The 24,418-nt window shown below is 43.4% G+C and carries 24 protein-coding genes, 1 pseudogene and 1 CRISPR repeat array (1 of these 26 running past the window's edge); of the genes and pseudogenes, 15 read left to right on the top strand and 10 right to left on the bottom strand.

Features of this window, described 5'->3' with window-relative positions; translation table 11 throughout:
• Positions 1–51: 51 nt before the first annotated feature.
• The 5 genes from Xmir_RS00150 to Xmir_RS00170 all read left to right on the top strand — a co-directional run bounded on the left by Xmir_RS00150 (position 52) and on the right by Xmir_RS00170 (position 5,525).
• Entirely contained in the window at positions 52–2,742 is a 2,691-nt protein-coding gene (locus Xmir_RS00150) for an outer membrane usher protein (RefSeq protein ID WP_244170816.1), read from the top strand.
• 132 nt (positions 2,743–2,874) lie between these two features.
• Positions 2,875–3,633: a fimbria/pilus periplasmic chaperone gene (locus Xmir_RS00155; RefSeq protein ID WP_099112489.1), complete on the top strand. Its 759-nt coding sequence runs from the start codon at positions 2,875–2,877 to the stop codon at positions 3,631–3,633.
• A gap of 132 nt (positions 3,634–3,765) precedes the next feature.
• Positions 3,766–4,329 (top strand): fimbrial protein, encoded by a 564-nt coding sequence (locus Xmir_RS00160; protein ID WP_099112490.1) that lies wholly within the window; start codon positions 3,766–3,768, stop codon positions 4,327–4,329.
• A 65-nt stretch (positions 4,330–4,394) separates the two neighbouring features.
• Complete coding sequence (locus tag Xmir_RS00165) at positions 4,395–5,231, top strand: MrpH family fimbial adhesin (RefSeq protein ID WP_099112491.1); 837 nt, start codon at positions 4,395–4,397, stop codon at positions 5,229–5,231.
• 18 nt (positions 5,232–5,249) lie between these two features.
• Positions 5,250–5,525: a helix-turn-helix domain-containing protein gene (locus Xmir_RS00170; RefSeq protein WP_099112492.1), complete on the top strand. Its 276-nt coding sequence runs from the start codon at positions 5,250–5,252 to the stop codon at positions 5,523–5,525.
• 445 nt (positions 5,526–5,970) lie between these two features.
• Here the strand turns inward: Xmir_RS00170 and Xmir_RS00180 are convergent, their stop codons facing one another.
• On the bottom strand, positions 5,971–6,582 hold the full coding sequence (locus Xmir_RS00180) for a tyrosine-type DNA invertase (RefSeq protein ID WP_099112494.1): 612 nt from the start codon (positions 6,580–6,582) through the stop codon (positions 5,971–5,973).
• A 737-nt stretch (positions 6,583–7,319) separates the two neighbouring features.
• Between Xmir_RS00180 and Xmir_RS00185 the strand changes: the two genes are divergently transcribed.
• Complete coding sequence (locus Xmir_RS00185) at positions 7,320–7,670, top strand: SymE family type I addiction module toxin (protein WP_099112495.1); 351 nt, start codon at positions 7,320–7,322, stop codon at positions 7,668–7,670.
• A 129-nt stretch (positions 7,671–7,799) separates the two neighbouring features.
• Here Xmir_RS00185 and Xmir_RS00190 read toward each other — a convergent pair.
• Positions 7,800–8,144, bottom strand: a pseudogene (locus tag Xmir_RS00190) (SDR family oxidoreductase); the annotation flags it as partial.
• 273 nt (positions 8,145–8,417) lie between these two features.
• Between Xmir_RS00190 and Xmir_RS00195 the strand changes: the two are divergent.
• The 9 genes from Xmir_RS00195 (at position 8,418) to Xmir_RS00240 (ending at position 15,812) form a co-directional block, all read left to right on the top strand.
• The gene (locus Xmir_RS00195; protein WP_244170817.1) at positions 8,418–8,747 is read left to right on the top strand and encodes a DUF3761 domain-containing protein; all 330 of its coding nucleotides are present in this window, start codon (positions 8,418–8,420) and stop codon (positions 8,745–8,747) included.
• A gap of 484 nt (positions 8,748–9,231) precedes the next feature.
• Entirely contained in the window at positions 9,232–9,492 is a 261-nt protein-coding gene (locus Xmir_RS00205) for a type II toxin-antitoxin system Phd/YefM family antitoxin (protein WP_099112496.1), read from the top strand.
• Between the two features lie 67 nt (positions 9,493–9,559).
• Positions 9,560–9,874: a type II toxin-antitoxin system RelE/ParE family toxin gene (locus Xmir_RS00210; protein ID WP_099112497.1), complete on the top strand. Its 315-nt coding sequence runs from the start codon at positions 9,560–9,562 to the stop codon at positions 9,872–9,874.
• Between the two features lie 585 nt (positions 9,875–10,459).
• Positions 10,460–11,233 carry a protein bax gene (locus tag Xmir_RS00215; protein WP_099112498.1) on the top strand — a complete coding sequence of 258 codons (774 nt, stop codon included), beginning with the start codon at positions 10,460–10,462 and terminating at the stop codon, positions 11,231–11,233.
• A gap of 204 nt (positions 11,234–11,437) precedes the next feature.
• Entirely contained in the window at positions 11,438–12,859 is a 1,422-nt protein-coding gene (locus Xmir_RS00220; RefSeq protein ID WP_099112499.1) for an MBOAT family O-acyltransferase, read from the top strand.
• A complete protein-coding gene (locus tag Xmir_RS00225; RefSeq protein ID WP_099112500.1) occupies positions 12,846–13,982 on the top strand; it encodes an SGNH/GDSL hydrolase family protein in 1,137 nt (378 codons plus the stop codon). Before Xmir_RS00220 ends, Xmir_RS00225 begins: the two co-directional genes overlap by 14 nt.
• On the top strand, positions 13,969–15,192 hold the full coding sequence (locus tag Xmir_RS00230; RefSeq protein ID WP_099112501.1) for an SGNH/GDSL hydrolase family protein: 1,224 nt from the start codon (positions 13,969–13,971) through the stop codon (positions 15,190–15,192). Before Xmir_RS00225 ends, Xmir_RS00230 begins: the two co-directional genes overlap by 14 nt.
• A 94-nt stretch (positions 15,193–15,286) precedes the next feature.
• On the top strand, positions 15,287–15,538 hold the full coding sequence (locus tag Xmir_RS00235) for a type II toxin-antitoxin system Phd/YefM family antitoxin (RefSeq protein WP_099112502.1): 252 nt from the start codon (positions 15,287–15,289) through the stop codon (positions 15,536–15,538).
• Complete coding sequence (locus tag Xmir_RS00240; RefSeq protein ID WP_099112503.1) at positions 15,528–15,812, top strand: type II toxin-antitoxin system RelE family toxin; 285 nt, start codon at positions 15,528–15,530, stop codon at positions 15,810–15,812. Before Xmir_RS00235 ends, Xmir_RS00240 begins: the two co-directional genes overlap by 11 nt.
• A gap of 76 nt (positions 15,813–15,888) precedes the next feature.
• Here the strand turns inward: Xmir_RS00240 and gntU are convergent, their stop codons facing one another.
• The 8 genes from gntU to Xmir_RS00280 all read right to left on the bottom strand — a co-directional run bounded on the left by gntU (position 15,889) and on the right by Xmir_RS00280 (position 23,458).
• The gene (gntU, locus tag Xmir_RS00245; protein WP_099112504.1) at positions 15,889–17,226 is read right to left on the bottom strand and encodes a gluconate transporter; all 1,338 of its coding nucleotides are present in this window, start codon (positions 17,224–17,226) and stop codon (positions 15,889–15,891) included.
• Entirely contained in the window at positions 17,223–17,783 is a 561-nt protein-coding gene (gene gntK, locus Xmir_RS00250; protein ID WP_099112505.1) for a gluconokinase, read from the bottom strand. The genes gntU and gntK overlap by 4 nt, the downstream gene beginning before the upstream one ends.
• A gap of 190 nt (positions 17,784–17,973) precedes the next feature.
• Positions 17,974–18,969, bottom strand: coding sequence for a gluconate operon transcriptional repressor GntR (gene gntR / locus Xmir_RS00255; protein ID WP_099112506.1), 996 nt, complete (start codon positions 18,967–18,969; stop codon positions 17,974–17,976).
• A gap of 175 nt (positions 18,970–19,144) precedes the next feature.
• Complete coding sequence (locus tag Xmir_RS00260; protein WP_099112507.1) at positions 19,145–20,116, bottom strand: LacI family DNA-binding transcriptional regulator; 972 nt, start codon at positions 20,114–20,116, stop codon at positions 19,145–19,147.
• A 37-nt stretch (positions 20,117–20,153) separates the two neighbouring features.
• Entirely contained in the window at positions 20,154–21,461 is a 1,308-nt protein-coding gene (locus tag Xmir_RS00265) for a 6-phospho-beta-glucosidase (RefSeq protein ID WP_099112508.1), read from the bottom strand.
• A 12-nt stretch (positions 21,462–21,473) separates the two neighbouring features.
• Complete coding sequence (locus Xmir_RS00270) at positions 21,474–21,821, bottom strand: PTS lactose/cellobiose transporter subunit IIA (protein ID WP_099112509.1); 348 nt, start codon at positions 21,819–21,821, stop codon at positions 21,474–21,476.
• Positions 21,822–21,839: 18 nt separating this feature from the next.
• Positions 21,840–23,147 carry a PTS sugar transporter subunit IIC gene (locus tag Xmir_RS00275; RefSeq protein ID WP_099112510.1) on the bottom strand — a complete coding sequence of 436 codons (1,308 nt, stop codon included), beginning with the start codon at positions 23,145–23,147 and terminating at the stop codon, positions 21,840–21,842.
• A gap of 5 nt (positions 23,148–23,152) precedes the next feature.
• On the bottom strand, positions 23,153–23,458 hold the full coding sequence (locus Xmir_RS00280; RefSeq protein WP_099112511.1) for a PTS sugar transporter subunit IIB: 306 nt from the start codon (positions 23,456–23,458) through the stop codon (positions 23,153–23,155).
• Positions 23,459–23,752: 294 nt separating this feature from the next.
• Positions 23,753–24,418: a CRISPR direct-repeat array (repeat unit 29 nt; unit sequence GTGTTCCCCGTAGATACGGGGATAAACCG); it runs 645 nt beyond the window's last position.

The raw sequence follows: 24,418 nt of genomic DNA on the forward strand, positions 1-24,418 counted from the left end.
AGCGGCTAAATTCAAATTAGATTATTAACGATTCATTGTTTAGAGGATGCTATGGCTTTGTTTTCAGATTCTATGAATCATGATTCTTCATCTTTTAATAAAAAAACGAACAGTAATAGAAAAAACACCTTTAATAAAAACAGATTGGTTAATAAAAAGAAGATAGTTAATAAAATAAAAACAGGCTATTTACTCTACGGAATCAAACCTCTTTCTGCTCTGGTACTGTTTGCAGTATCGGGTATTCAGGCAGGTTATTCTAAGCCAGCAATTGAATTTAATACCGATGCGCTGGATATCGGTGAACGTGCCAATATTGATTTGGATAAGTTCGCACGCGCAGGTTATATCATGCCGGGTAACTATATAATGGGTGTCCGGGTGAATAAAAATGAATTTCCGGAGATGTATCCTATCGATTTCATTGCACCACCTGATGACCCGAAAAGCAGTGAAGCCTGTATATCCCCCGAATTAGTGAAACAAATCGCACTGAAACCGGAGTGGGTAGAAAAATTGGGTTGGCAGAATGAAGGGAAATGTCTCGATCTCAATACCCTGCCGGGCGTATCGGCCAGAGGTGATTTAGCCACTTACACGCTGTATTTAATCATCCCTAAAATCTATTTGGAATATGATTTACAGGACTGGGATCCACCTTCCCGTTGGGATAATGGGATCCCCGGATTGCTATTTGACTATAACCTTAACGCACAAACATCCAAACCTAACCATGGCAGCAGTAACCAACAGGTAAGCGCTATCGGAACCGCGGGTATGAATGCCGGCGCATGGCGTTTTCGCGCTGACTGGCAGGCCAGATATAACCGTTTTAAAACCGAGGATGATAAATCGAATCGCTTTAATGGGAATAGCTCTGGTCGGAATAATTCTACGGGAAGCGAGCGTGAGTGGGATTGGAGCCGTTATTACGCGTATCGTGCACTCCCTCGTTTGGAAGCGAAATTAACACTGGGTGAGGATTATCTCAATTCCAACATTTTCGATAGCTTCCGCTATACAGGTATCAGTTTGGTGACAGATGAAAATATGCTGCCACCGAATTTGCGCGGATATGCGCCTGAAGTCACAGGTGTGGCGCGGACTAATGCCAAGGTGACGATTAGCCAACTGGGAAGAGTATTATATGAAACTCAGGTCGCTTCTGGCCCATTCCGTATTCAGGATCTGCGTGATGCTGTGTCAGGAACGCTGGATGTCAGAGTTGAAGAGCAGGACGGCAGCATCCAGCAATTTCAGGTCAACACAGCAACTATTCCCTACCTGACACGCCCCGGACGCGTGCAGTACAAATTAGTTGGTGGTCAATCGACTAATGATAAGCACCGTCGTGAAGGGCCAGCGTTTGGTCTGGGGGAATTTTCCTGGGGAATTAACAACGGTTGGTCACTGTATGGCGGCCTTTTGGCGGCGGGGGACTATAACGCCTTGTCATTGGGGGTCGGCCGTGACTTGATGATGTTTGGTGCGCTGTCTTTTGACGTGACGGAATCAAGGGCGAGATTACCGGGAGAGCATAAGACGCTGACGGGCGGCTCTTATCGTCTCAGTTATTCGAAACGTTTTGATCAATACAACAGCCAGGTGACATTTGCCGGATATCGTTTCTCTGAACGTAATTTCATGAATATGGGGCAGTATATTGATCGCCGCTATCGTAATGTTTCTTCTGATAGTGGCAAAGAGCTGTATACCATTATTTTCAATAAACAATTTATAGATATCGGTCTGAGTGCACACCTTAACTATAGCCATCAAACCTACTGGAATAGGCCAACAAATGATCGTTATAACGTCTCCTTATCCAAATACGTAGATATTGGACGTTATAAAAATATCAGTGTCAGCCTATCAGCCTACCGCAACAATTTTGACAATAAAAAAGATGACGGCATGTACCTGAATCTTTCCGTTCCGTGGGGAGATAGTGGCACTTTCAGTTATAGCGGAATGCTTAACCGTCAAGGCAACTCTCATATGGCTGGCTACTATGGCCGCATTGATGATCGCAATAACTACCGTATTTCAGCGGGTACCAATATGAGCGGCAGAGCATTAGCGGATGGTTATTACACTCACTATGGTGACAAGGCACTGTTGACTGCCAGCGCCAGTTATCAGGATGGTGGCAATACCACGGCCGCACTTGGCTTGCAAGGTGGGGTGACTGTAACCGCAAATGGGGCCGCACTGCACCGTATTAACATGCCGGGTGCAACGCGTCTAATGGTAGATGCAGAAGGTGTCAGCAATGTACCTATCCGAGGATTCGGTTCGGCCGTTTATACCAACTATTTTGGTAAAGCAGTGCTGGTTGATGTGAACAACTATTACCGTAATACGGCAAATATTGACTTAGATAACTTGCCAGATGATGTAGAGGCACTGCGCTCTGTCCAGCAGGCAACATTGACAGAAGGTGCGATTGGTTATCGCAAATTCCAGGTTGTGTCAGGGATTAAAGCGATGACGATTATCCAGCAGCCTGACGGTTCATTCCCGCCTTTTGGTGCCTCTGTCTTGAATGCCGCTCAGCGTGAAATCGGCATTGTCAGTGATGATGGATACGCTTACCTGAGCGGCATTAATCAGGGTGAAAAATTGACAGTACATTGGAATGGGCGTGCCCAGTGTGAGATTACCGTACCAGATGATATTGCCGCAGAATCTTTATCTGCAATTTTGTTACCTTGTCAGTTTTTAAAAGGCGAGGATAAGTAAAATGTAATGAAACAGTCCGTAAAATCTGTCTTAAATAGCGTATTATATTGCTTTTTTGACGCGGGAAGTGCTGCCTTTGGTTAGCACAGCAGTATAAACCTGAGCTTCTTTTGAGCATGAGCAAATGACACTATGAAACTGAAAAAAATTCTAATGATAACTGCCATGACACTGATTGGTTTGATGTCAGTTCATCAGGCAATGGCAGCAATAACGTTGGATCGTACCCGAGTCATTTTTAATGGGGATATGAAATCCGTTAGCCTTAACATCGAAAATCAACATCTTGATTTGCCTTATTTGGCACAGTCATGGATTGAAGACGAAAAGGGAAATAAGAGCAATGGCCCGCTTGTCGTTGTTCCGCCTGTACAGCGTATTGAAGCGGGATCAAAGAGTCAGGTTAAGATTCAAACATTGCCGACAATCGCTCAACTGCCACAAGATAGAGAGAGTTTGTTCTATTTCAATGTTCGCGAAATTCCACCACGCAGTGAGAAGCCTAATGTATTGCAACTTGCGGTACAGACGCGCATCAAATTGTTCTACCGTCCTGAATCTGTCATCGCACGTCGTATTGATATTGATAACCCGTGGCAGGAAAAACTCACTCTAACCCGTGAAGGAAATCAGTATTTAGTGAATAACCCGACACCTTATTACATCACTATTTCAGAAGCATCGAACAAATTGGATGGTAAGAGTGTAGAGGGTTTTCAGCCTGTTATGTTAGCGCCCAGAAGCAGCGAAAAACTGGGTGGAACAATCAGTTTATTGGGAAATACGCCGGTACTGACCTATGTCAATGATTATGGTGGTCATCCACAGTTAACATTTAATTGTAGTGGCAATACCTGTGCGGTGAAAAAAATCGTCACTGAAGGAAGCTGATTAAATTAAGTTGTATAGGTGATGTCCCATCAATAGTAAATAGCGACGACATTGGTGGGCATCAATACAGAACTAGCCGGAACGAGATAAATTTCTTTCGATAAATAATTGGCTAAATGTAGGGTAATAATAATGAGTCCGTTAAGCATCAAATTATCCAAATATGTACTGACAGGGTTGTTTCTTTTGGGCATTAACAGCCAGCCAATTGCGTATGCACAAGATAACCTGCGCCAAGATGTCAAAATTACGTTCACTGTACTTGCTCCGACTTGTTCGATTAAGACAGAAGATCAAAATATAGAAGTAGATTTCGGAAATATTTCTAACAGGGATCTTTATCAGAAACACCGTACAGAAAACCAACGGTTTAATCTTCGTCTGGAGAATTGTGATCCTCGTGTCACAAAACGCCTAAAAATTAAGTTCGCAGGAGAATCCAGCAAAGAATTGCCGGGATTGTTAGCAATTAGATCTACCGCTGGTAAGGGGGGAGTCGCTATTGGAATGGAAACAACCGATGGTACACCGATACCGTTTAATAAAACCAGTGAATTCCCGTTATTAGCTGATAGCAGAAATAATGTGATCCCATTCCGGGCATATATACAGGCTGAACCTAGCGCTCTTCAGGAGAAAAAGATTGGTATTGGTCGATTTACTGCCATCGCGGCTTTTGAAGTTAACTACGACTAGTCATGCTGACTGGTTTTTCATCCACGATCTTTAGTCAGAATCAGATGCTATTTGGAAAATAAGCTATGCGCCATATTAAAAAATCGTTGTTGAAACTAGCGGCCTTGCTGTTTTTATTAAGTGCCACACATGTCTATGGTGGGGCTTATGTGATGCCGGTGAATACGGTACCAAAGGGTACTCAAGCTACCACAACCATGGAAATTATTGAATGGACAGAGGAAGAGGGTATCCCGAATCCTTGTTATCGATGGGGAAGATGCCTTGTTGGCCCTGATGTACAGTATAGTAATCATCAGCCGGGTATGTACGGTTCTTGCGACATTGCCGGGGTATGCCTGACAGATGCACAAAAATATCCGACAACAGCTGATGTTATGCGAGCTTATAAAAAGAAATTTGGAATTCCTAAACGGGTTACATTCGACATTATGACCGCAGATTCAGAATGTGTAGGTTTGTTTTATGCGGCGCAGACATCCCCTGGATATGGTCATGCTGCAAAATTCCCGAATTCCACTTGCAATAAAATGCCGCCTCCGCGTCAATTTTGTGAAATTTATCTACCTTCTGAAATTGCATACGGAGAATTAATTGCTTCAGAAGTGAATAATGCCAGCCGAACAATTAATGGTTACCTTCAATGTGCTCTGCCCAGTAGCAAAATACAGTTGCACGCTAAATCAATCGATGGTGAGTCTAAAGTTTATTTTGATTCCAATAGACAAGTATATGCGACATTGCAAATTAATGACCAAAACGCAGCAAATGGGGTTGGGGTCACTGCCAGAAAAAATAATGAAAGATCGCCTTTCACACTAAAATCAACACTGCACACAATCACTCCACCAGAAGCCGGTAAATATGAAGGCACCGCAGTCGTTTATTTAACTTATTTATAAATTGAGAGCAAAGATATCATGCACGTCAGTATGCTGGTAGGAAAAAGAATCCAAATGAAAAGGAAAGAAATTGGAGTGACAGCAGCAGAGCTGGCAGACAAAATTGGAGTTAGCCATCAGCAATTGTCACGTTATGAGCGAGGAACCAATAAAATCAGTCTGGAGCATTTGGTCGCTATTGCTATTGCCCTGGAAACTCCCGCAGACTGGTTTTTGGAAGATTGTTTTACTCCCCCTAAAGTGAATATGAATAATCAATATGCCTGTGTAGCGGAAACCATACTGGGATTATAAGGCAGAGGTTTATATTGTTAATAAATAGAAAAAGATTAAGGTTTCAAAAATCTAAGCCATTCCTGAACAGGAATGGCTTTTTTCATTATCATCCTTCAACTACTTCTTTGGGAGGTAGTGATTGTTTAAATATTAACCGGAAAATATAAGACAAGAAACTGCCAAATGGTTAACATTTAGTACCAAACTGTTAACCAATAAATTTTCCCACTTTTTCAACACTATTTATCTTCACGTCTTTCGCAAGAATCAAAATAACTCTTTGATTCAAGCTTAAAAAATTTCCCTCCTATCCTAACCCCACACTTTGTTTTTCCCTTATCAAAATATTCCTTTTTTGCTATCACGTTGAACAAAAGTTTAAATTGCTCGACATCGAAAGCTGTATAAATTAAAACCTCCATTGATGTTGGAGTAATAAACCAAAATAATATTCAAACTAAGTTTAATCATCCTGGGTTAACAGTTTGGTACTAAATGTAACCCTTTTTCTTTTCCCTCTCTGCCTCCAAATTCCATCAAAGCGACCCGCATTACTCGCGGTATACCTGACGGTATGGCGAATATTACGATGACCTAAATAGTCTTGAATCAATCGAGTATCGACTCCGTTATCCGCTAACGCATAACCACACGAATGACGCAACATGTGCGGATTCGCGCAAATCGCAATTTCTGCCTTGATACTTGTGTTCCTGATGATTTTATAGAACTGCTGCCGCGATAAAGGCTCGCCAGTGCGGGAAATAAACAGCCATTCACTCTTGCCGAATTTTTCATATTTCTTACGGATAGTCAGCCACTTACGCAATAATTGAATTTCACGCGAGATCATGGGATGGATTGTGGAAAAACCATTTTTCAAGCGATTAACACTCAAACTCCGGTCACGCAGATCCACATCAGACATACGTAGCCCAAGTAACTCAGAAACGCGAAAGCCATGGAGAAACCCCATAAAAAGCATACAGATATTACGCTCTGCATTTGCCCCTTTTTCTAATTCAGCCAGCAATTGCTCAATTTCGGATTGAGTTAAATATTTACGTTTTAGCATAATGTATTACTCACTGTGGTAGAAGGAATCATTGACTTAAAAAATAAAAAACTATTATATATAACTCGATAAAACACAATCATGAATACAGGTATTAGAAATACATAGTAAACCATATGGTTATTTTTATATAAATCCAGTTTCATTTTCTCTTCCATAACAAACAAATATAAAATCGTTATCAATAATAAACATTCCATAAAGATAATTTATATTTTTTATTATCAGCCACTAAGGAACTGTCTCAATAAGGGCTAAGATAACACATTAAAAAACTTTCCACCTGAGACCACTATTTATTTCCAGACCACTATTTATTTCCAGATCACTATTTATCTCCAGATCATTATTTATTTCCAGATCACAATTTGAAGAGATAGCCTCCTGTTCCCGACCTTCATTCGTATTAGCATGTAAAAAATGTAACGGGAGAAAAATCGCCAATGACAATTATATGAAAAATTTATTTCATAAATATGACAATCATATCAGAATGATTGTGTGGTTGAATGCTAACAAAGCATTTGAAAATGGATAAATATCCAGTGATTTTTTGCGAGTCGCTTCGCAAAGAGCAACATTGTCGATAGCATATTAGTCAACTAAACGCTAGGGTAGGTATCAATCATTAACCAAGAATGCGATACAAATGAAAACACGTATGAATTCGCGGTGCAGTGCGGGCGAAGTGCTGATAAAGTATCGTAATATATCCCAATAACACAAGGAACGTACAAATGAGCCTTCATGTTTCATTTCGCCATACTGACATTGATATCCCAGAATTAATCCTGAATGGCAGTGCACTCAGCGATGCTGGATTTACCGCGAATGAGTTATTTCATATCTCCCAATTTTCCAATGGAATCATCATCTCTCTTATTGATCCCAATGCAGATCTGGCGAGTTTGATCAACGAAGTGGAAACTAATCCATATGAAGGGATCGACAATATCCGTGAAAATGGTGAGCTTTATATTGCAGGAGATTGGCTGACAATCAGTAAGTTAATAGAACAACCCATTAATATTGAGATGGAACCTGGCAAAATTATTCTTAAACCTAAGTTGATGGAAATGTTGGCTTAAAACCATTGACACTAAAAAATTACCTTCTATCAATTAGCCGGAAATATTAAGAAGAATTCCGGCTTTTAATATTTCTATACGAATATTTCAGGCCATCTTACCCAGAGCCTCATTTCAAATTCCATCAGCCTATTTGCCACCTGCTAAGTCAATGAAATTGCCTGTAACATACGATGATTCATCAGACAGCAACCACGCAATGGCCTGAGCAACTTCTTCCGGCTGTCCACCCCGTTTCATGGGCAAAGAATCTTTGATGCGATCAACCCTCTCAGGTTCCCCACCATCCGCATGTATTTCGGTATAAATGAACCCAGGACGCACGGCATTTACCCTAATCCCTTGTGCAGCCACTTCTTGCGCCAAGCCAATTGTCATCGTATCAACGGCACCTTTCGATGCCGCATAATCAACATATTCATGAGGAGCCCCCAGTCTGGAAGCAGCGGATGAAACATTAACAATAACCCCGCCATTCTCCTCATTTTTCGTGTTATTTTTTCACATCAAAACCTTGCAGATTAAATACCATTAATTACCTATAAAATAGATTAGCTAATTAAAAATAAACATATAAACCCAATATCACATATATATAATCATTTGTTCCTAAAAGAAAACATAAACCGCCCATATATAAAAATATAAATATTCCCTATGTTAAATTTGCAATCATAACATTCAAAACTATACTCCAAACTGCAAGAGTATATTTCGGGTTGTAAGGACTCTAATCAGAGGACATATATGATGAAAAGCTTGAAGTTATCAGTTGCAGCATTACTGGTGTTGTTTTCAAGTGCCGCACTTGCAGCGCCTACAGTATCAACCTCAGCCGAAACTGCGTCAAAAACAGCAACGGCAGTAGAACATAATGTGAAAGCAGCTAAAAATAAAGTTAATTCACCAGAAAAGAAAGTCACCAAAAAAGCAAAAAGCCAAAAAGCTTCTAAGAAGAAAAATAAATCTGTGAAAAAAGGTGCCAATACGGCTCTTTGTAAAGACGGAACTTATAGCAAGAGTAAATCTCGTAAAGGAGCATGTTCTCGTCACGGCGGAGTTTCTAAATGGCTGTAATATTTCGTTGATTTTCCATCATGCACAATTAGGGAGCTGCGGCTCCCTAATTCTTTTCTGATAAGCATCGCGTTTTTTAACCAGATATGAAATTGGGTATTTCACTTGATTTCAGCAAATAAGTAATTGGTTTAATTTCAAATAAAAACCAAAAACATTTTTCAACCAACTATTGTCATTTTCAGGAGACGATTGCACGGAATGTTAAAAGTCGTCTGCACTCGATTGCCAGAGCTAAGTTAGCAATCATTCCGTGTAGTTCTGGGTTTTGGTGCACACGAGTACCGAGCATAATCACGTTTAGTGCAGCCGACTTCTGAAATTATTTTGTCAGAAGTCATATGCACACTCGGTTTTAAACCCTATCAATTGGTGCAGTCGTCTTTTGAAAATGACAATACTTTTTGATAGAGTAAAAATTGACCTAATCGTTCGATTCGTTTATATTGATTAAATCGAACCATCATTCAACGAGGGAACTCTAATGGATGCTCTTTCTGCCAATGAAGCCAAAACTCAATTTGGCGACATGCTACTTAAAGCACAACGCGCCCCAATCCAAATAAATAAAAATGGAAAACCCGTGGCTGTGGTTATCTCAATGGATGAGTACGAAGGTATTGAAGTACTCAGATTAAAATTATTGCAGTCAAGGGCGGCTCAGGCCAGCATTGATATCGAAGCTGGTAACATCGTTGATGGCGAAGCTTTTTTTAATGAACTGAACTCAGGTCATTACGACTAGAACATCTGCCAACCATACAGATATTATTGAAGGCAGCATCGATGTTCCCAGGGATAATTAACGACGAATGACTAGACAAAACTATCGCTTAACCCCAGATGCCCAGTCCGACCTCATTGAAATTCGCCGTTTTACCGTGAAGCAATGGGGTAAGGTACAATCAAAAAAATACCTGTCCGAACTTCAACAAACTTTTCGTTTGTTGTCTGTCACCCCTTCTCTGGGGAGATTCAGGACGGACGTTGGTGCGGGAGTGTTGAGCTTTCCCCATGCCAGTCATGTCATTTATTACATGATCCACGAGCGGCAACTGGTTATATTTGGCGTACTACACAAGCGCATGGTGCCTGCTAATCATCTGGATGGACGCGAGATAATCTAACGTAACTGTTTTGACCTCATTAAAGTCATTTTTAGACAAAACTGCACATCCTGTCAGAACTCGACTACACTGAATTGCCAGAGCTAAGTTAGCAATCATTCCGTGTAGTTCTGGGTTTTGGTGCACACGAGTACCGAGCATAATCACGTTTAGTGCAGCCGACTTTTGAAAATGACAGCTATGGTAATTAACAATAAATAAACCAGAAAAGTTAATAATAAATTTTTACTGATTTAAATTACGATTCACACAATAACAAAATTAACAAAACCACCCTGTCATCAATCTATTAAATTAATAATATAATACTTTAAAAACAAAAAGTAATAAAAAACCCCGTAAAGTCAAACTCCCCCATAATTACAGATAAACATTAAATACCCCATACTATCCACCAGATAAAATCATAATAATCATTACACTTATTTACTATACAACGTAAAAAATATAGATATTTGTCAGTAGGGTGCTAATATTCGTTACAGAAACGAAACTTATGAAGGACGAATAACAGTAGCCAGATATTGTTTGCTCTGCTAATATTCGTTTGTTTTTTATCCAGAGTAATAAAACGAGGAGAAGCAAATGCCCTCTCGAACGATGAGGACAACTGCGGTCTTCGCTTTCTTTATCTCATTAGTCTTTACCGGTCTGAGCTATGCCTCGACCAGTACCTCGAAAAAGGAAGAGTATTCTCACAATGGCATTCAGTCAAACTTGCCTGATTTGCGAAAATACCCTTCAGGTACACCCCGGAAGAAAGCGTTTTTAAATGTTGTTGTCCCTGTAATTGACAAGCATAATCAAAAGATTATGCAGGATCGTAAATGGCTCCTGTCATATCAGAAAACACGTAACTGGTCTGTACAGGATATCAATCGATTAAAAAATATCTGCATGGATTACAAAATGACCTGCAACTCACCAAGACGGGTCAGTTGGAATCAACTACTCAGCCGGGTTGATATTATACCGACCCATTTTGTCGCCACTCAGGCAGCAGCAGAATCCGGCTGGGGAACGTCAGAGCTTGCCCAGAAAAACAATAACTTGTTTGGTATGCGCTGTAGCTCTTGTGGTAAAACGAAAGGAAAAGTCAAAGGTTATTCTGTTTACCATACCATTGATGATTCTGTCGTTGCCTATATGAAAAACCTGAACACGCACCGTGCCTATGAGTCACTGCGTTCTTCGCGTGCAAACCAAAGGACAGCGCAGAAGCCACTGAATACCAGCAAACTTATCGATAACCTTAATGGTTATTCCGAACTGGGTGCTGGCTACAATCGCTATCTGCATCAGGTATTTAATGTCAATAAGCAGTTGATTTCACAGGTACAGGAATTCTCTATCCAATAAACATACGGCTAAATAAACAAAAAGGCCAGGGAATAGCCAGTACAATAATCTCTCAATAATCCATTTTGTATTAATTGCAAAGTGGATTCTTTTTTTATAAGCCTCTTCTATATTACCTATGTAAACATAGATAAATTCCATACTATAATGTGCCCCACAATTATATACCTTCTCCCAACGATAAATGGTTAGCCAGAGCCTAATATGAATTTTTTTTCTTTTGAGTTTCTTGGATCGTTTGTTATTCTGCTTGTTGTCTATTGGCTTTTGCAGAAGGCCCCCAAGCTACAGAATGGCTTATTAATTTTAGTTAGTTATTTATTTGTATTCTCTTTTTCAGCAAACTTCGCCTACATTTTATTCACCTATACCCTATTTATTTATCTCTTGGCGAATATTCTCAGTCGTTATTTATCCAATAAAGTCATATTCACTCTGCTGACATTCGGTATTCTCGGCTGTTTCATTGCCTTCAAATATTACTCTTTCTTCCAAGAAGCTATTCAGCAATCATTAGCCAATATTGGCATGACCGTAGATCTTCCTGTACTGGAATTACTGATGCCGTTAGGGCTGTCATTCTATGCTTTCCATTCGGTCAGTTATGTTATATCCGTATGCAAGAAGGAACTGCCTCCCGCTCCACTGCCCGATGTCATTTTGTATCTTTGCTTTTTTCCCAGCATCGTCGCCGGGCCAATTAATCGGGCCAAAGATTTTCTGCCACAAATTCAGGCAGCATCCAGAGTGATGCTGGAACCTTTAAGAGCACTGCTATTGATCGCACTCGCTATCGCAAAACTCTTTTTACTCAGTTCAACGCTCTCTGAGAATTTTGTTAATCCCGTTTTTGAAGATCCCACCAGCTATCATGCCGGGCAAATTCTCGTGGCAATTTATGCTTACGCCTGGAATATCTATTTTAACTTTTCCGGTTATACCGATCTTGTCACTGGTATCGCCCTGCTATTAGGTTTCAACGTCCCACGCAATTTCGATGCCCCTTATCTTGCCGAGAATTTACAGGTGTTTTGGCGACGCTGGCATATCAGCCTGTCAACGTTCATCCGTGATTATGTCTACATTCCACTGGGTGGTAACAAAAAAGGCACATTCCACAAGAATCTGAATATGTTCATAGCTATGGTGATTTCGGGTCTATGGCACGGTGCCGGTCTCAGTTTTATTATCTGGGGAGCGATTCATGGCTTAGGGTTAATTTTGCAAAATATTAAAAATGCCCTGTTCCCCACAGCGAAAAAAAATAACGAGTTACAAGCAAGGAATCCGGTTTCATTATTTTTATCCCGCGTGGTGACATTCCATTTTGTCTGCTTTGCGTGGGTCTTTTTCCGTAGCCCAACGTTTAATGATGCGTTAGCTGTGTTAAATCAATTGTTCTCCGGGAATATCTTCACAGCACTGCTATCCAGCAGCGCGTTATTAATGGCTTTTTGGGGATTATTTATTATCTATCCGTGGTTGGTGAATCTCAGAAATAAAATTGAAAAAAATCATAACCTGATTTCCTGGGTTTATTATCCGATTCCCTTAGCCTTGATCCTTACTTTGGTATTTATATTGTCACCTTCTGGAATGCCAGGATTTATCTATGCCAACTTCTGAATTTATATCTAATCTTAAAAAAGTCGGACAAGTGATTTGTGTCGTTTCCGTAACCAGTCTGTTGCTCATCTGGCTGAATCAAAGTTCGTTGGAAAACTTCTGGCAACAAAAATATCACCGCAATAGCCCTTGGGCATCTCTCAAGGGTGAGCCATTGTGGGATTTAGGTAATAATATTCAGCAAGGCTCACTTGCTGCCGGTGAGACATTCATGGCATATGCAACTGGTAAATATCAAGATAATCACACGCAGGCCATGAATAGTGATGGCACCCGAGCCGTATTTCCTCCTGATTTTCAAGTCGGCCTGCGCTTTCTTGAAGGTTATGTACATCCTATCGAGAATCTCTCTTTCGCATTTCCAGCATTACTGCAAAAGGATATTAAACTCGTTCAGACACCCTGGCTCCAAAATAGCCGGGGACAAAACCCTGCCATTGAAATTGTCCAGAAGACTCACGTTAATCTCGGCGTAAAAGATAAGGTGCTCTTTGTCGGTGATTCAATGATGCAGGGCGTTGCGCCACATTTGAAACGTCGCCTTTATCAGGAATATGGTATTTCCAGCATTAACTTAAGCAAGCAGAGTACCGGATTATCTTATCCCGGGTTCTTTGACTGGCCGAAAACCATTAGCAATGCCCTGAGAAATAACCCTGATATTAAATTGGTTGTCATGTTTTTAGGCCCTAATGACCCTTGGGATATGCCAACAAAACGTGGAGGCCCTTATTTGAAATTCGCCAGCGAGGATTGGGAAAACCTTTATCGTCAACGAATTGACGCTATTTTGCTTGATGCCCGCCAGCATCAGGTAAATATCATCTGGGTTGGCCCGCCCAATATGCGCCAGAAAAAACTCTCCAATAGCATGATTTACCTTAATAAATTGTATCAGACTGAGGTAACCAAAATGGGGGAGATCTATATTGCTGCTAATGATATGTTCAAATATAAGTCAAATAATTATTCAGACTATATTGGTGATGACAGCAGCACAATAAAGCTCCGGAGTGGCGACGGTATTCATTTCAGTTTAAATGGGCAACAAACCATCGCCAACTATCTCTTTTCATTGATCACATTTATTCAGGAGCCAGTTAAAAAAGATGCAACCATTTAGCATATTCCGTGGGTTTTATCGGATAATGGGGGCAGGGCTGGTTATCGCGCTCGCTACGAGCCTGTCATCATGCCACGATAAAAAATCCAAGCCCTCACCGGAAAACCAAATCACGCAGACCTACCGCCAGCAACAACTGACGGATTTTGGTGATCCCAATTTCGCACGACTGGCGGATAAGCTGCGTTACAGCGATACTCGCCAGCTTCATTTTGTACAATTAGGGGATTCACACACCGCCGCCGATTTTTTTACGGGCAAGCTGCGCAATTTATTACAGAATCGCTATGGCGATGCCGGGCCGGGTTTTGTTCCTCCAATGAGCATTCCCGGGCAGCGTAACGCCATCGTAAAGTTTACTGAGGATAAAACGGGCTGGTGGCTTTCAAGCAGCCGTAAGGATAATCGAGCAGATTATCCATTGGGTGGGTTTATCGCCATCCCGGAAAGCTCCAACAGCACATTACGGCTGGATTTATCCCCTGCCAGACGTGATCAATATTGGATAAGCGCCCTCTATCAATCTCATGAAACGGTTCAAATCAAGGCTAAACTTGCTTCAATGCGAGCATGGGATTTACCTGCAACAAACAGTGAATGGCATTTCTCACCAGAAAAGAGCGTCACGTTTCCAATCTCGCTCTACCCGCAGGATACACAATTGAAAATCGGCGGCTGGCTGATAAAACGCCAAAGCCCCGGCATCATGCTATCGGCATTGGGCATTAATGGCGCGACCATTAATATGTTAGATAAATGGCAACCTCAATGGATCAATACCTTGGCTCAAATGAAGCCGGATTTGGTGATCCTCGCCTACGGCACCAATGAAGCCTTTAATGATTCTCTGGATCTGGTTGCTTATCAGAACGAGCTGACATCCAAAATCAAAGAGATCCGCAAAGCAATACCACAAGCCGTTATCCTGCTGATTGGGCCAAATGATTCATTGAAAAATAAAACTGCGGCAAGCTGTAGTGAACAGCAACCTGCGCTACTCAACGGCGTTATTCAAGTTCAGCAAGCCGTTGCCAAAAAACAGCACGCCCTGTTCTGGGATTGGCGGGAATATATGGGCGGGCCATGTTCGATTATAGGCTGGGAACAGCAAAATCTTGCACGTCCTGATTATGTTCACCTTTCCGCTGCCGGTTATGAACGCAGCGCTGAGGCGCTTTATAAACAGTTTATTGGTTTGGTTGAGAGATAAAACGTTCCCTATGATTTACGTACAAGTCGAAAGAGTCTTTAAACGATACTTTTAAAGGTGCTATACTGAATAAAATTTCAACAAGGAGAGCTATATGTCATATCAAATTCTGACAACAATAGCAGCCAGTATTACCGATTTGAAACGCAATCCAATGGGAATAGTGGCTGATGGTGAAGGTGGCGCTGTTGCCATCCTAAACCGCAATGAACCTGCATTCTATTGTGTTCCTCCAGAGCTTTATGCGTATTATCTGGAACTTGCGGAAGATGCCGAATTAAATCATATTGCAGATGAACGCATGAAAACCCCTGAATTCGTAAGCGTCAATCTCGATGACTTATAGTCTCAAATTTGAAAAACGGGCGCTAAAAGAATGGGGAAAACTGGGGCATCCCATTCGTGAACAGTTCAAAAAGAAATTGACCGAACGTTTAGAAAATCCCCATGTTCCTGCGGCCAGATTGAGCGGTCGCAGCAATCGCTACAAAATCAAATTACGTTCTTCTGGCTATCGATTAGTATACGAAGTCAATGACAACGTCATTGTTTTATTAGTGATTGCTATTGGTAAACGAACAGGGAATGAGGTTTATTTAGCGGCTGACAAACGCGGATAACACTGGAACAGAGTAAAAACGGCACCTTAATCCATCATAAGGTGCCGTCAGAAATATCTAAAAAAACGTCAGCACATTACAGTATGACGAAATAGATCATGCCAACAACTGCGCCGGTTGTGCCGAGAATGGTTTCCATCATCGTCCACGTTTTCAGGGTCTGAGATTCTGTCGCGCCGGTGAATTTACCGAATAGCCAGAAGCCGGAATCATTCACATGGCTAAGAATCAAAGAACCACCGGCAATACATACTGACAACGCCGCCATTTGTGCACCGGAATACCCCAATTCACCAATCACTGGCATAACTAATCCTACTGTAGTCAAACACGCCACAGTGGCCGAACCCTGAATCACACGCACAGCCCCTGCCAGAATAAAACATGCCAACGCGATAGGCAGACCAGCACCGACCAACGCATTCCCCAATGCAGGCCCAACGCCGGAATCCACCAAAATTTGTTTGAACACACCACCCGCACCTGTCACCAGCAGGATAATCCCCGCAGGTTGAATCGCAGCGGAACAGACATCCATCACTTTGTCTTTACTCATGCCCCGACGAATTGCCAGACCATAAATCGCCACCAAACAGGCAATCAAAATTGCAGTGAAAGGGTGACCAATGAATTCCAGCCATTGGTATAGCGTAGATTGCTGATCAACAAAACGCGCACCGATGGTTTTCAAACCAACCAATATCAGAGGGAACAACACCAGCGCCAGACTGAAACCAAAGGAAGGCATTTGGCTTTTACCAATGCTAGGCGTGCTCAGATCTTTGGGTAAATCCAGCGTGACATATTTGCTGATAACATTACCGTATATCGGGCCAGCCAGTAACATACCGGGGATCGCAGCGCTCAGGCCAATCAGGATCATCCAGCCAAAATCTGCTCCCATTTGGGAAGCCAGCAGCATAGGCGTTGGGCCCGGCACCAAAAACGCAGCAGCGGCGGCTACACCAGCAAACAGAGGAAGCGCCAGTCTCACCACATTACCATTCGTACGACGGGCAACAGCAAACACCACGCCAATCAACAGAACGACCGCCACATCAAAAAACAGTGGCAATGCACAGATAAGCCCGGCAATACCCAATGCGTAATTTGCCCGCTTTTCACCAAAACGACCTAGCAGTTTCACCGCTATCTGGTCGAGCGCCCCTGTTTCATGCAGGATCTTGCCAAACATCGCGCCCAATGCCACAACAACAGCGAGGAACCCCAACGTGCCCGCCATGCCGTTTTGCATGGTCTGGGTGATTTTTTCCAATGGCATCCCGGAAAAAATTCCCGCCCCCATTGAAACCAGCATCAGGGCAATAAAAGCGTGCATTCTGGCTTTCATCACCAGAAATAATAATAGAAGAACAGAACCGACGGCCGTCATAACCAGAGTTAATGTACTCATGAATGTCCCTTGCTAATACGGTCAGTAGTTTTTATTGTGCGCTCGATAGATTGCATGGTGTTTTTGATCACTTCATCAAGAGCAGGTTTGATATCAATCTGATGGACATCTGTTTCATCGCTGGTCGGCTCTTCCAGGGTTTCAAATTGTGAAATCAACATTTGTGGCTTGAAGAAATGTCCTTTGCGTGCTTTCAGGCGGCTTTCGATTAAATCAAAATCCCCTTTCATATAGAGGAATGACAGGTTTTTGTTGCCATCACGCAGCATATCCCGATAGCTTTTTTTCAAAGCAGAGCACACAAGCAAGGAGACATGATTGGTGCGCTGCATAGCAAAAATAGCGTCGTTGAGTGCCTTCAACCACGGCTGGCGATCATCATCATTCAGGGCGTGGCCTTGTGCCATTTTCATAATATTGGCGCGAGGGTGAAGAAAATCCCCATCCAGAAATGCAGCTCCCAATTCACGGGCAATACCATTGGCAACCGCAGACTTACCACTGCCGGATACCCCCATCAAGACAAAAACATGGTTTCGCTGTTGGGTATCGCTCATATCAAACTCCTTTATGCAGATCTTACTGTCTGGATCTCTGTGACTTACCTGCAAAATGTTACCGGTAACTATTACCGGTAACATTAACAGTAGCTTAGGATGGGGAGCAATCAATCAGGATCGTCAAAAAAGGAAAATGTGAGGCTTATCGCAATTGAAGATGGAAAAACAGCATAATAAGCTACAAAAATTAAACACTTTCACCTAATGAAAGCGTAAATCCAACATCAATCAGCGTTTGTTCCGGCTGCTCCCCTTTCAAACGAACGAGCAAGGCTTCTGCCGCCTTGCGTCCCATCAAATTACGGGGAGTCAGAACACTGGCAAGTTTCGGTGTCATTACCTGACCAATATCATGACCATGAAAACCGGCTACAGCAATTTCTTCCGGTACTTTGATTCCCTGACGCTGGCACTCGAAAATCGCCCCAATAGCAATATCATCATTCGTACAAAACAAGCCATCAACTTCAGGGTATTTCTGGCAGGTTTCCTGCAAAAGCTCCGCCCCCAAAGAATAGGATGAACTGACTGGCGTCATGACTTTTCTTGGCTGAAGCCCTGCACTTCGCATCGCCGCTTCAAACCCCTGCAAACGGATCAGCGTCCGCTCATCCTGCCGGGCACCGAGGTAAACCACGTTCTGGCAACCACGTTCAAGCATTGCCAGCGTCATCTGACTCGCTGCTTCAAAATTGTCGATTCCCACCGCAATATCAAGGCAAGGCGATACGCTGTCCATTAATTCCACCACGGGAATACCTGCTGTTTGCAGCACTTTCAACGTCTTAGGAGTATGTGTGCGTTCTGCCAGAATCAGGCCATCAATATTATAAGAAAGCAGGGAAAGTAAACGTTCTTCTTCTTTCTGGGCAGAATACCCATAGTGGGCAAGCATCGTCTGATATCCCGTGCGATCTGTGATGGACTCAATCCCGCGAATAACTTCAGAAAAAACCTGATTCGTCAATGAAGGAAGTAAAACGCCTATTGCATGGCTGGTGGAATTGGAAAGGATATCCGGCACACGATTGGGAATGTAACCCAGTTGATCCACTGCTTCAGCGATTCGTTTTCCCAATGCTTCAGAAACCTGATCCGGATTACGTAAAAAGCGGCTAACCGTCATTTTGGTGACCCCGACGAGGTCTGCAACATCTTGTAAAACTGGGCGTTTTTTCTTCATTTTCAATGTAATGCAATCAGTTATTGATACGTACAGATGAATAGGTACAGATGAATAGATACAAATGAACAGTCCGCGGTTTTAACACATTTATATACCATTACAATACGCTTTTTAGCGAAAAATGCTGGTGCACTCTCACTCATTTATCAATGGCTTCCCAAACTGTGATGCTTTACATGTGTTTGAGCGAATCCCGATAAATAATCTGAGGCGAAAATAGGGGATGTTGTGTGTCAGGTTCAAGCAGCAGGCGCGTGGCAAAACGCGCCATATCAGTGATAGGAAAATGGACACTGGTTAACGCAGGGTGAATAAATGCCGCCCGTTCACCGCTGTCATAACAAATAATGGAAATATCCTCAGGAACGCTCAAACCTTGCTCCGTAATCGCCAACAATCCGCCGAGTGCCATTTCTTCACTACAGAAAAACAGCGCATCAGGCCGTGATGTTGCCAAAATCGCGCGGATTTGCCGATAACCACTTTGCAAATCATACTCTCCCTCCAGACTCGCGATCGGTTGTAATCCTGCGTCCTGCATAGCATCCAAAAACCCCTGACGACGCTGTAGGCTTGGATAACGTATCAAAGGGCCACTGACACAAGCTATGCGGGTATGCCCGTATTCAAGCAAAGTTTGGGTTGCAAGGTAACCGGCCTTATGATGATCAAAGGCAACACAGCGCTGCTCCAACCCGGATACCAACCGATCCAACAACACAAAAGCATGCCCGCCGTGTGCAAGCTGCCGCAATTTATCATCGCTGATAGCACGTACATGCAGGATTAATCCATTACAACGCAGGCTATGCAGATAGGTGATGGCCTGCCATTCATTCTCTGCACTATTTCTTCCCTGCGTAACCAAAAGCTGCTTGCCGTGTAATTCGGCTTCCGTCTGGATGCTATCCATCAAAGCACCAAAAAAGCCGCCACGATAAGAAGTGGTCACTAACCCCAAGGTATGGCTCTGACTGGATGCCAATTCACGCGCCGCCAGATTGGGACTGTAACCCAACGCCACAATGGCATTTTCTACTTTGGCGCGCGTTGTCGCCCTCACATTTTTATCACCATTGACAACCCGTGATACCGTGGCGCGGGAAACGCCAGAGTAAGCGGCCACATCTTCCAGTGTCACCATGCTTTTTCCTTGTGATCCCAATGAATTAATGCCTGTTCTATTGGAACTGTGGCAAATACATGCGATTGATATCCAATACTTCATTCAATAATGATGAATCCAATGCAACATCTGCAATCAAGGGATGCGTCACCAACGCCAACAGAGCGGCCTTGCGATCACCATGAACCGCGGCTTCAATCGTCAAACGCTCAAAGGTTTTTATTTGCTGTGTCAGCGCCAGCATACTATCCGGCAACTGACCAAATACCAGAGGGTGTGCTCCTTGGGCATCAACAACACAGTTGGTTTCAACCACCGCATCATCCGGCAGGCCGTTAATGGCACCACGATTCACCGTATTCACAACCAACGGTGTCCCGAGATTATTGTGGATTGCAGAGATCAATTCCAATGCAACTTCAGAATAGAAAGATCCCCCGCGGAAACTTAATTGCTCCGGTTTGTGATCCAGCGTTGGATCAGCGTACAACCCGAATAACTCCCGCTCTACCTGAATGACTTGCTCCGCCCGTGTGCCCTTGCTGGCTGCCGCTTCCTTTTCTTCCTGCAACATTTTGCCAGTCTGATAAAAATAACGGTGATAAGGACACGGGATCGCCCCCAACGCCCGTAAAAACTCCGGCGGCCAAGGTTCTTCCTTGATATTGTTCATCGTCAATTCTGCACCGCTACACAGCAACTCCAGCACTCGCTCTGTTTCATCTTTCCCTTTCACCAATACCTGATGCACCCAGACCATATGGTTAAGGCCCGCGAAACGTAACTGCACGTCCTGATAAGGATGCTGCAACATATTGGCGATCATATGGTGCATGGAGATCGGCACATTGCACAACCCGATGATCCTGGCTTTGCTATAGCGCGACACCGCTTCTGTCACCATTCCCGCCGGATTAGTAAAATTGATGATCCACGCATCCGGTGCAAGATGTTCGACTTTACGTGCAATCTCCAACAAAACAGGAATGGTGCGCAATGCCTTGGCAAATCCACCAACACCCGTTGTTTCTTGCCCAAGCAGGCCATATTTCAACCCCAGACGCTCATCAGCAGCACGGGCAGAAAGCTGACCAACCCGCAGTTGAGTGAGAACAAAACTGGCCCCGCTGATCGCCTTATCCAGCGAATAATGCACACTGACTGCAACGTGCTGCAAACCGTGGCGATCCAGCATACGGCGTGTCAATCCTGCAATGATCTCCACCTTCTGCCGCCCGGCTTCCACATCCACCAATGCCAGTTCAAACAGTGGGATCATTTGCCTGCGTTGAATAATTCCTTCCACCAATTCTGGTGTGTAACTACTGCCACCGCCAATCACTGCAATTTTGATCGGTTTCATATGAACCTCTTTTTATACCGTCTGACGATCGGGAACTGGCAAGCGCTGATAAAGATCGATCATGTTGTCAGCAAGATCTTGAATCACCATCGCGTTCATCAAATGATCCTGGGCATGAACCGTGATCAAATTGATGGGTAATTTTCCGCACCCTTCATCCAGTCCAATCAGTTTTGTCTGGATAATATGAGCTGCGCGAGTCTCCTGCCGGGACTCCTCCATCAACACCCCGGCTTGTTGAAAGTTTCCTTCCTTCGCCTGCTGCAACGCCATTAATGCACTACTGCGCGCACTGCCGGCATGAACCAATAACTCGATAATTTGCTGCTCAAAATCCTGTTGTTCCAAATTAATAGACACGCATCGCTCCTCCTGAAGTTATGGCGTTGCCTCAGCGAAATCTTTTGCTTGCTGCTCTTGTGCCAAAAGCTGTTTTTCATACACCTTGAAGAAGGGATACCAAATCAGCAAATCGATCACCATCAACACCCCGACCAGCACAATCGCACGATAATCCCAGGCAGCAGAAATCAGCGCACCAATCGGGGCTGGCGCAGTCCACGGAGCAATGGCAATCATCTTTTGCACTAAATCCAGATGCAGTGCGCCATAGGCCAGCACCGCGTTCACCAGCGGCACAATCAGCAGTGGGATCAATAAAGTGGGATTCATCACAACCGGAGAACCAAACAGCAGCGGCTCATTAATATTGAACATGGCTGGCACAACGCTCAATTTGCCAATAGTTTTCAGATGAATTGAGCGGCTGCGTAGATAAAGAAACGCTAATACCAAAGTTGAACCTGAACCACCGATACAGACATAAAAAGACCAATAAGGCGCGGTTAAAATCTGCGTGGTTGCCATTCCCTGAGTCATCAACGCGGCATTAGCAGCAATATTGGTCATAAAGATCGGATTAAGCAGCCCGGTGACAATATTGTCGCCATGAATGCCCGCGAACCATAGCAAATTAGCGACCAGCACTAACAACATCACCGCGGGCAACGTATCCCCGACAGCAATCAGTGGCTGGAATACCTGCATGACTGCCGCGGGCAACAACAGATTAAACTCACTTTGTAACAACAAACTGATGGGATAAACCGTCAACAGAATACCAATAACGGGATACAACAGTTCAAAAGATCGGGCAATGGCGGGTGGAACCTGAGAAGGCATACGGATGGCGATATTGTATTTCTTAAGTAATCGAATCAACTCTACCGACCAAATTGCACAGATCAGCGCAGTAAATACCCCTGCCCCGCCCAGAAAATCGAGCGGCATTTTATTTTCAACCTGTGGCGCTGCTGCCAGCAAAAACGCCATCAAAGACAGCAAAGCAGAAGTCAACCCATCCAACCCATAAGACTTCGCCAGACTATAGGCCGTGCCAATGGAGACAAAAATACTCATCAAGCCCATCGTCATAAAGAAAGGCATTGTAATGGTTGCCCAATGGGTTTTGGCGAATGTTAACCAAGCCTGACCAAAAGAAGATGAAGTTTGCGCATCAAAAGGCGGATTTGCCACGATCAACATAATACTGCCGATAATCAGGAAAGGCATTGCTGAGATAAAACCATCACGTATCGCAATAATATGCCGCTGACTACCGATTTTGCCTGCAATGGGCGCGATATGGCTTTCTACAATGCGTGTCATTGAAGCATAAATATTCATAAAGTTTATTCCAGCAGGCTTAAGGCATGATCCAACACCTTGTCACCCCGAAGCGCGCCATAGTCCAACATATCAATCAAACTGATGGGTTTACCGGCTGGCTCAGCCAGCGCAGTAAAACGGGCAAGCTCATACCGAATTTGCGGCCCAAGTAAAATCACATCGGCTTCATGAATGCACGCTTCCAGCTCCAGCGCCGGCACGGCCTTGATAGCCACATCCAACTGCCGTTTTTCGGCTTCCGACTGCATACGCTGCACCAACATGCTGGTAGACATCCCCGCTGCACAACACAATAGAATGGTTTTCATGATTTTGTTCTCTTTATTGTTATCTCGTTATTATTTCGCTCAAATCTATTTCACTTTAACTTAAATGAGAGCGCTCTCATTTAAGTTAAGGCTAACAGGTTATTTTGTGATTGCTGCGATGGGAGTCTCATAATTTGATAAGCAACAATTAAGAATATGGATAAAATGCGAGCTGCATTACAAATGGTAAATAAGGAAAAATGAAAGGGAAAATTGGACTGATTTATAGGCGAAAAAAGTGGTAGAATTTTTCCACCCTAAAAAATGCTTATAAAACATATGGGTATAATTAGGGTGTTCCCCGTAGATACGGGGATAAACCGGGTTGTAACGACTAGGGGTCTTACCAATGCTTGTGTTCCCCGTAGATACGGGGATAAACCGAGGGCCAGCGAAGAGCTATATTGTTCTCTATGGTGTTCCCCGTAGATACGGGGATAAACCGTGAGTGACAATAATATTGTCAGGCGAGTGAGTGTGTTCCCCGTAGATACGGGGATAAACCGTCACCATGCCATCGCATTTTTACCCTGACGATGTGTTCCCCGTAGATACGGGGATAAACCGCAATGATTTCATGTACTAATTAAATTGCTGCAGTGTTCCCCGTAGATACGGGGATAAACCGGGAATACAGGACTAAAAATGGGGCTCGAAATCGTGTTCCCCGTAGATACGGGGATAAACCGCCCGCCGGGGAATTTCTGATAGCCCGATTTAGGTGTTCCCCGTAGATACGGGGATAAACCGATTATTTTAGTATCATAATACACCATTATACAGTGTTCCCCGTAGATACGGGGATAAACCGTAACCCGTATACACCATTGAGCGAAGAAGCCCGTGTTCCCCGTAGATACGGGGATAAACCGCCGTTTGCTACATTCTTATTAGTCATTAAAAAGTGTTCCCCGTAGATACGGGGATAAACCGAATTGCAAAAGATTATGTGGTACTAAT

The sequence above is a fragment of the Xenorhabdus miraniensis genome, from assembly GCF_002632615.1.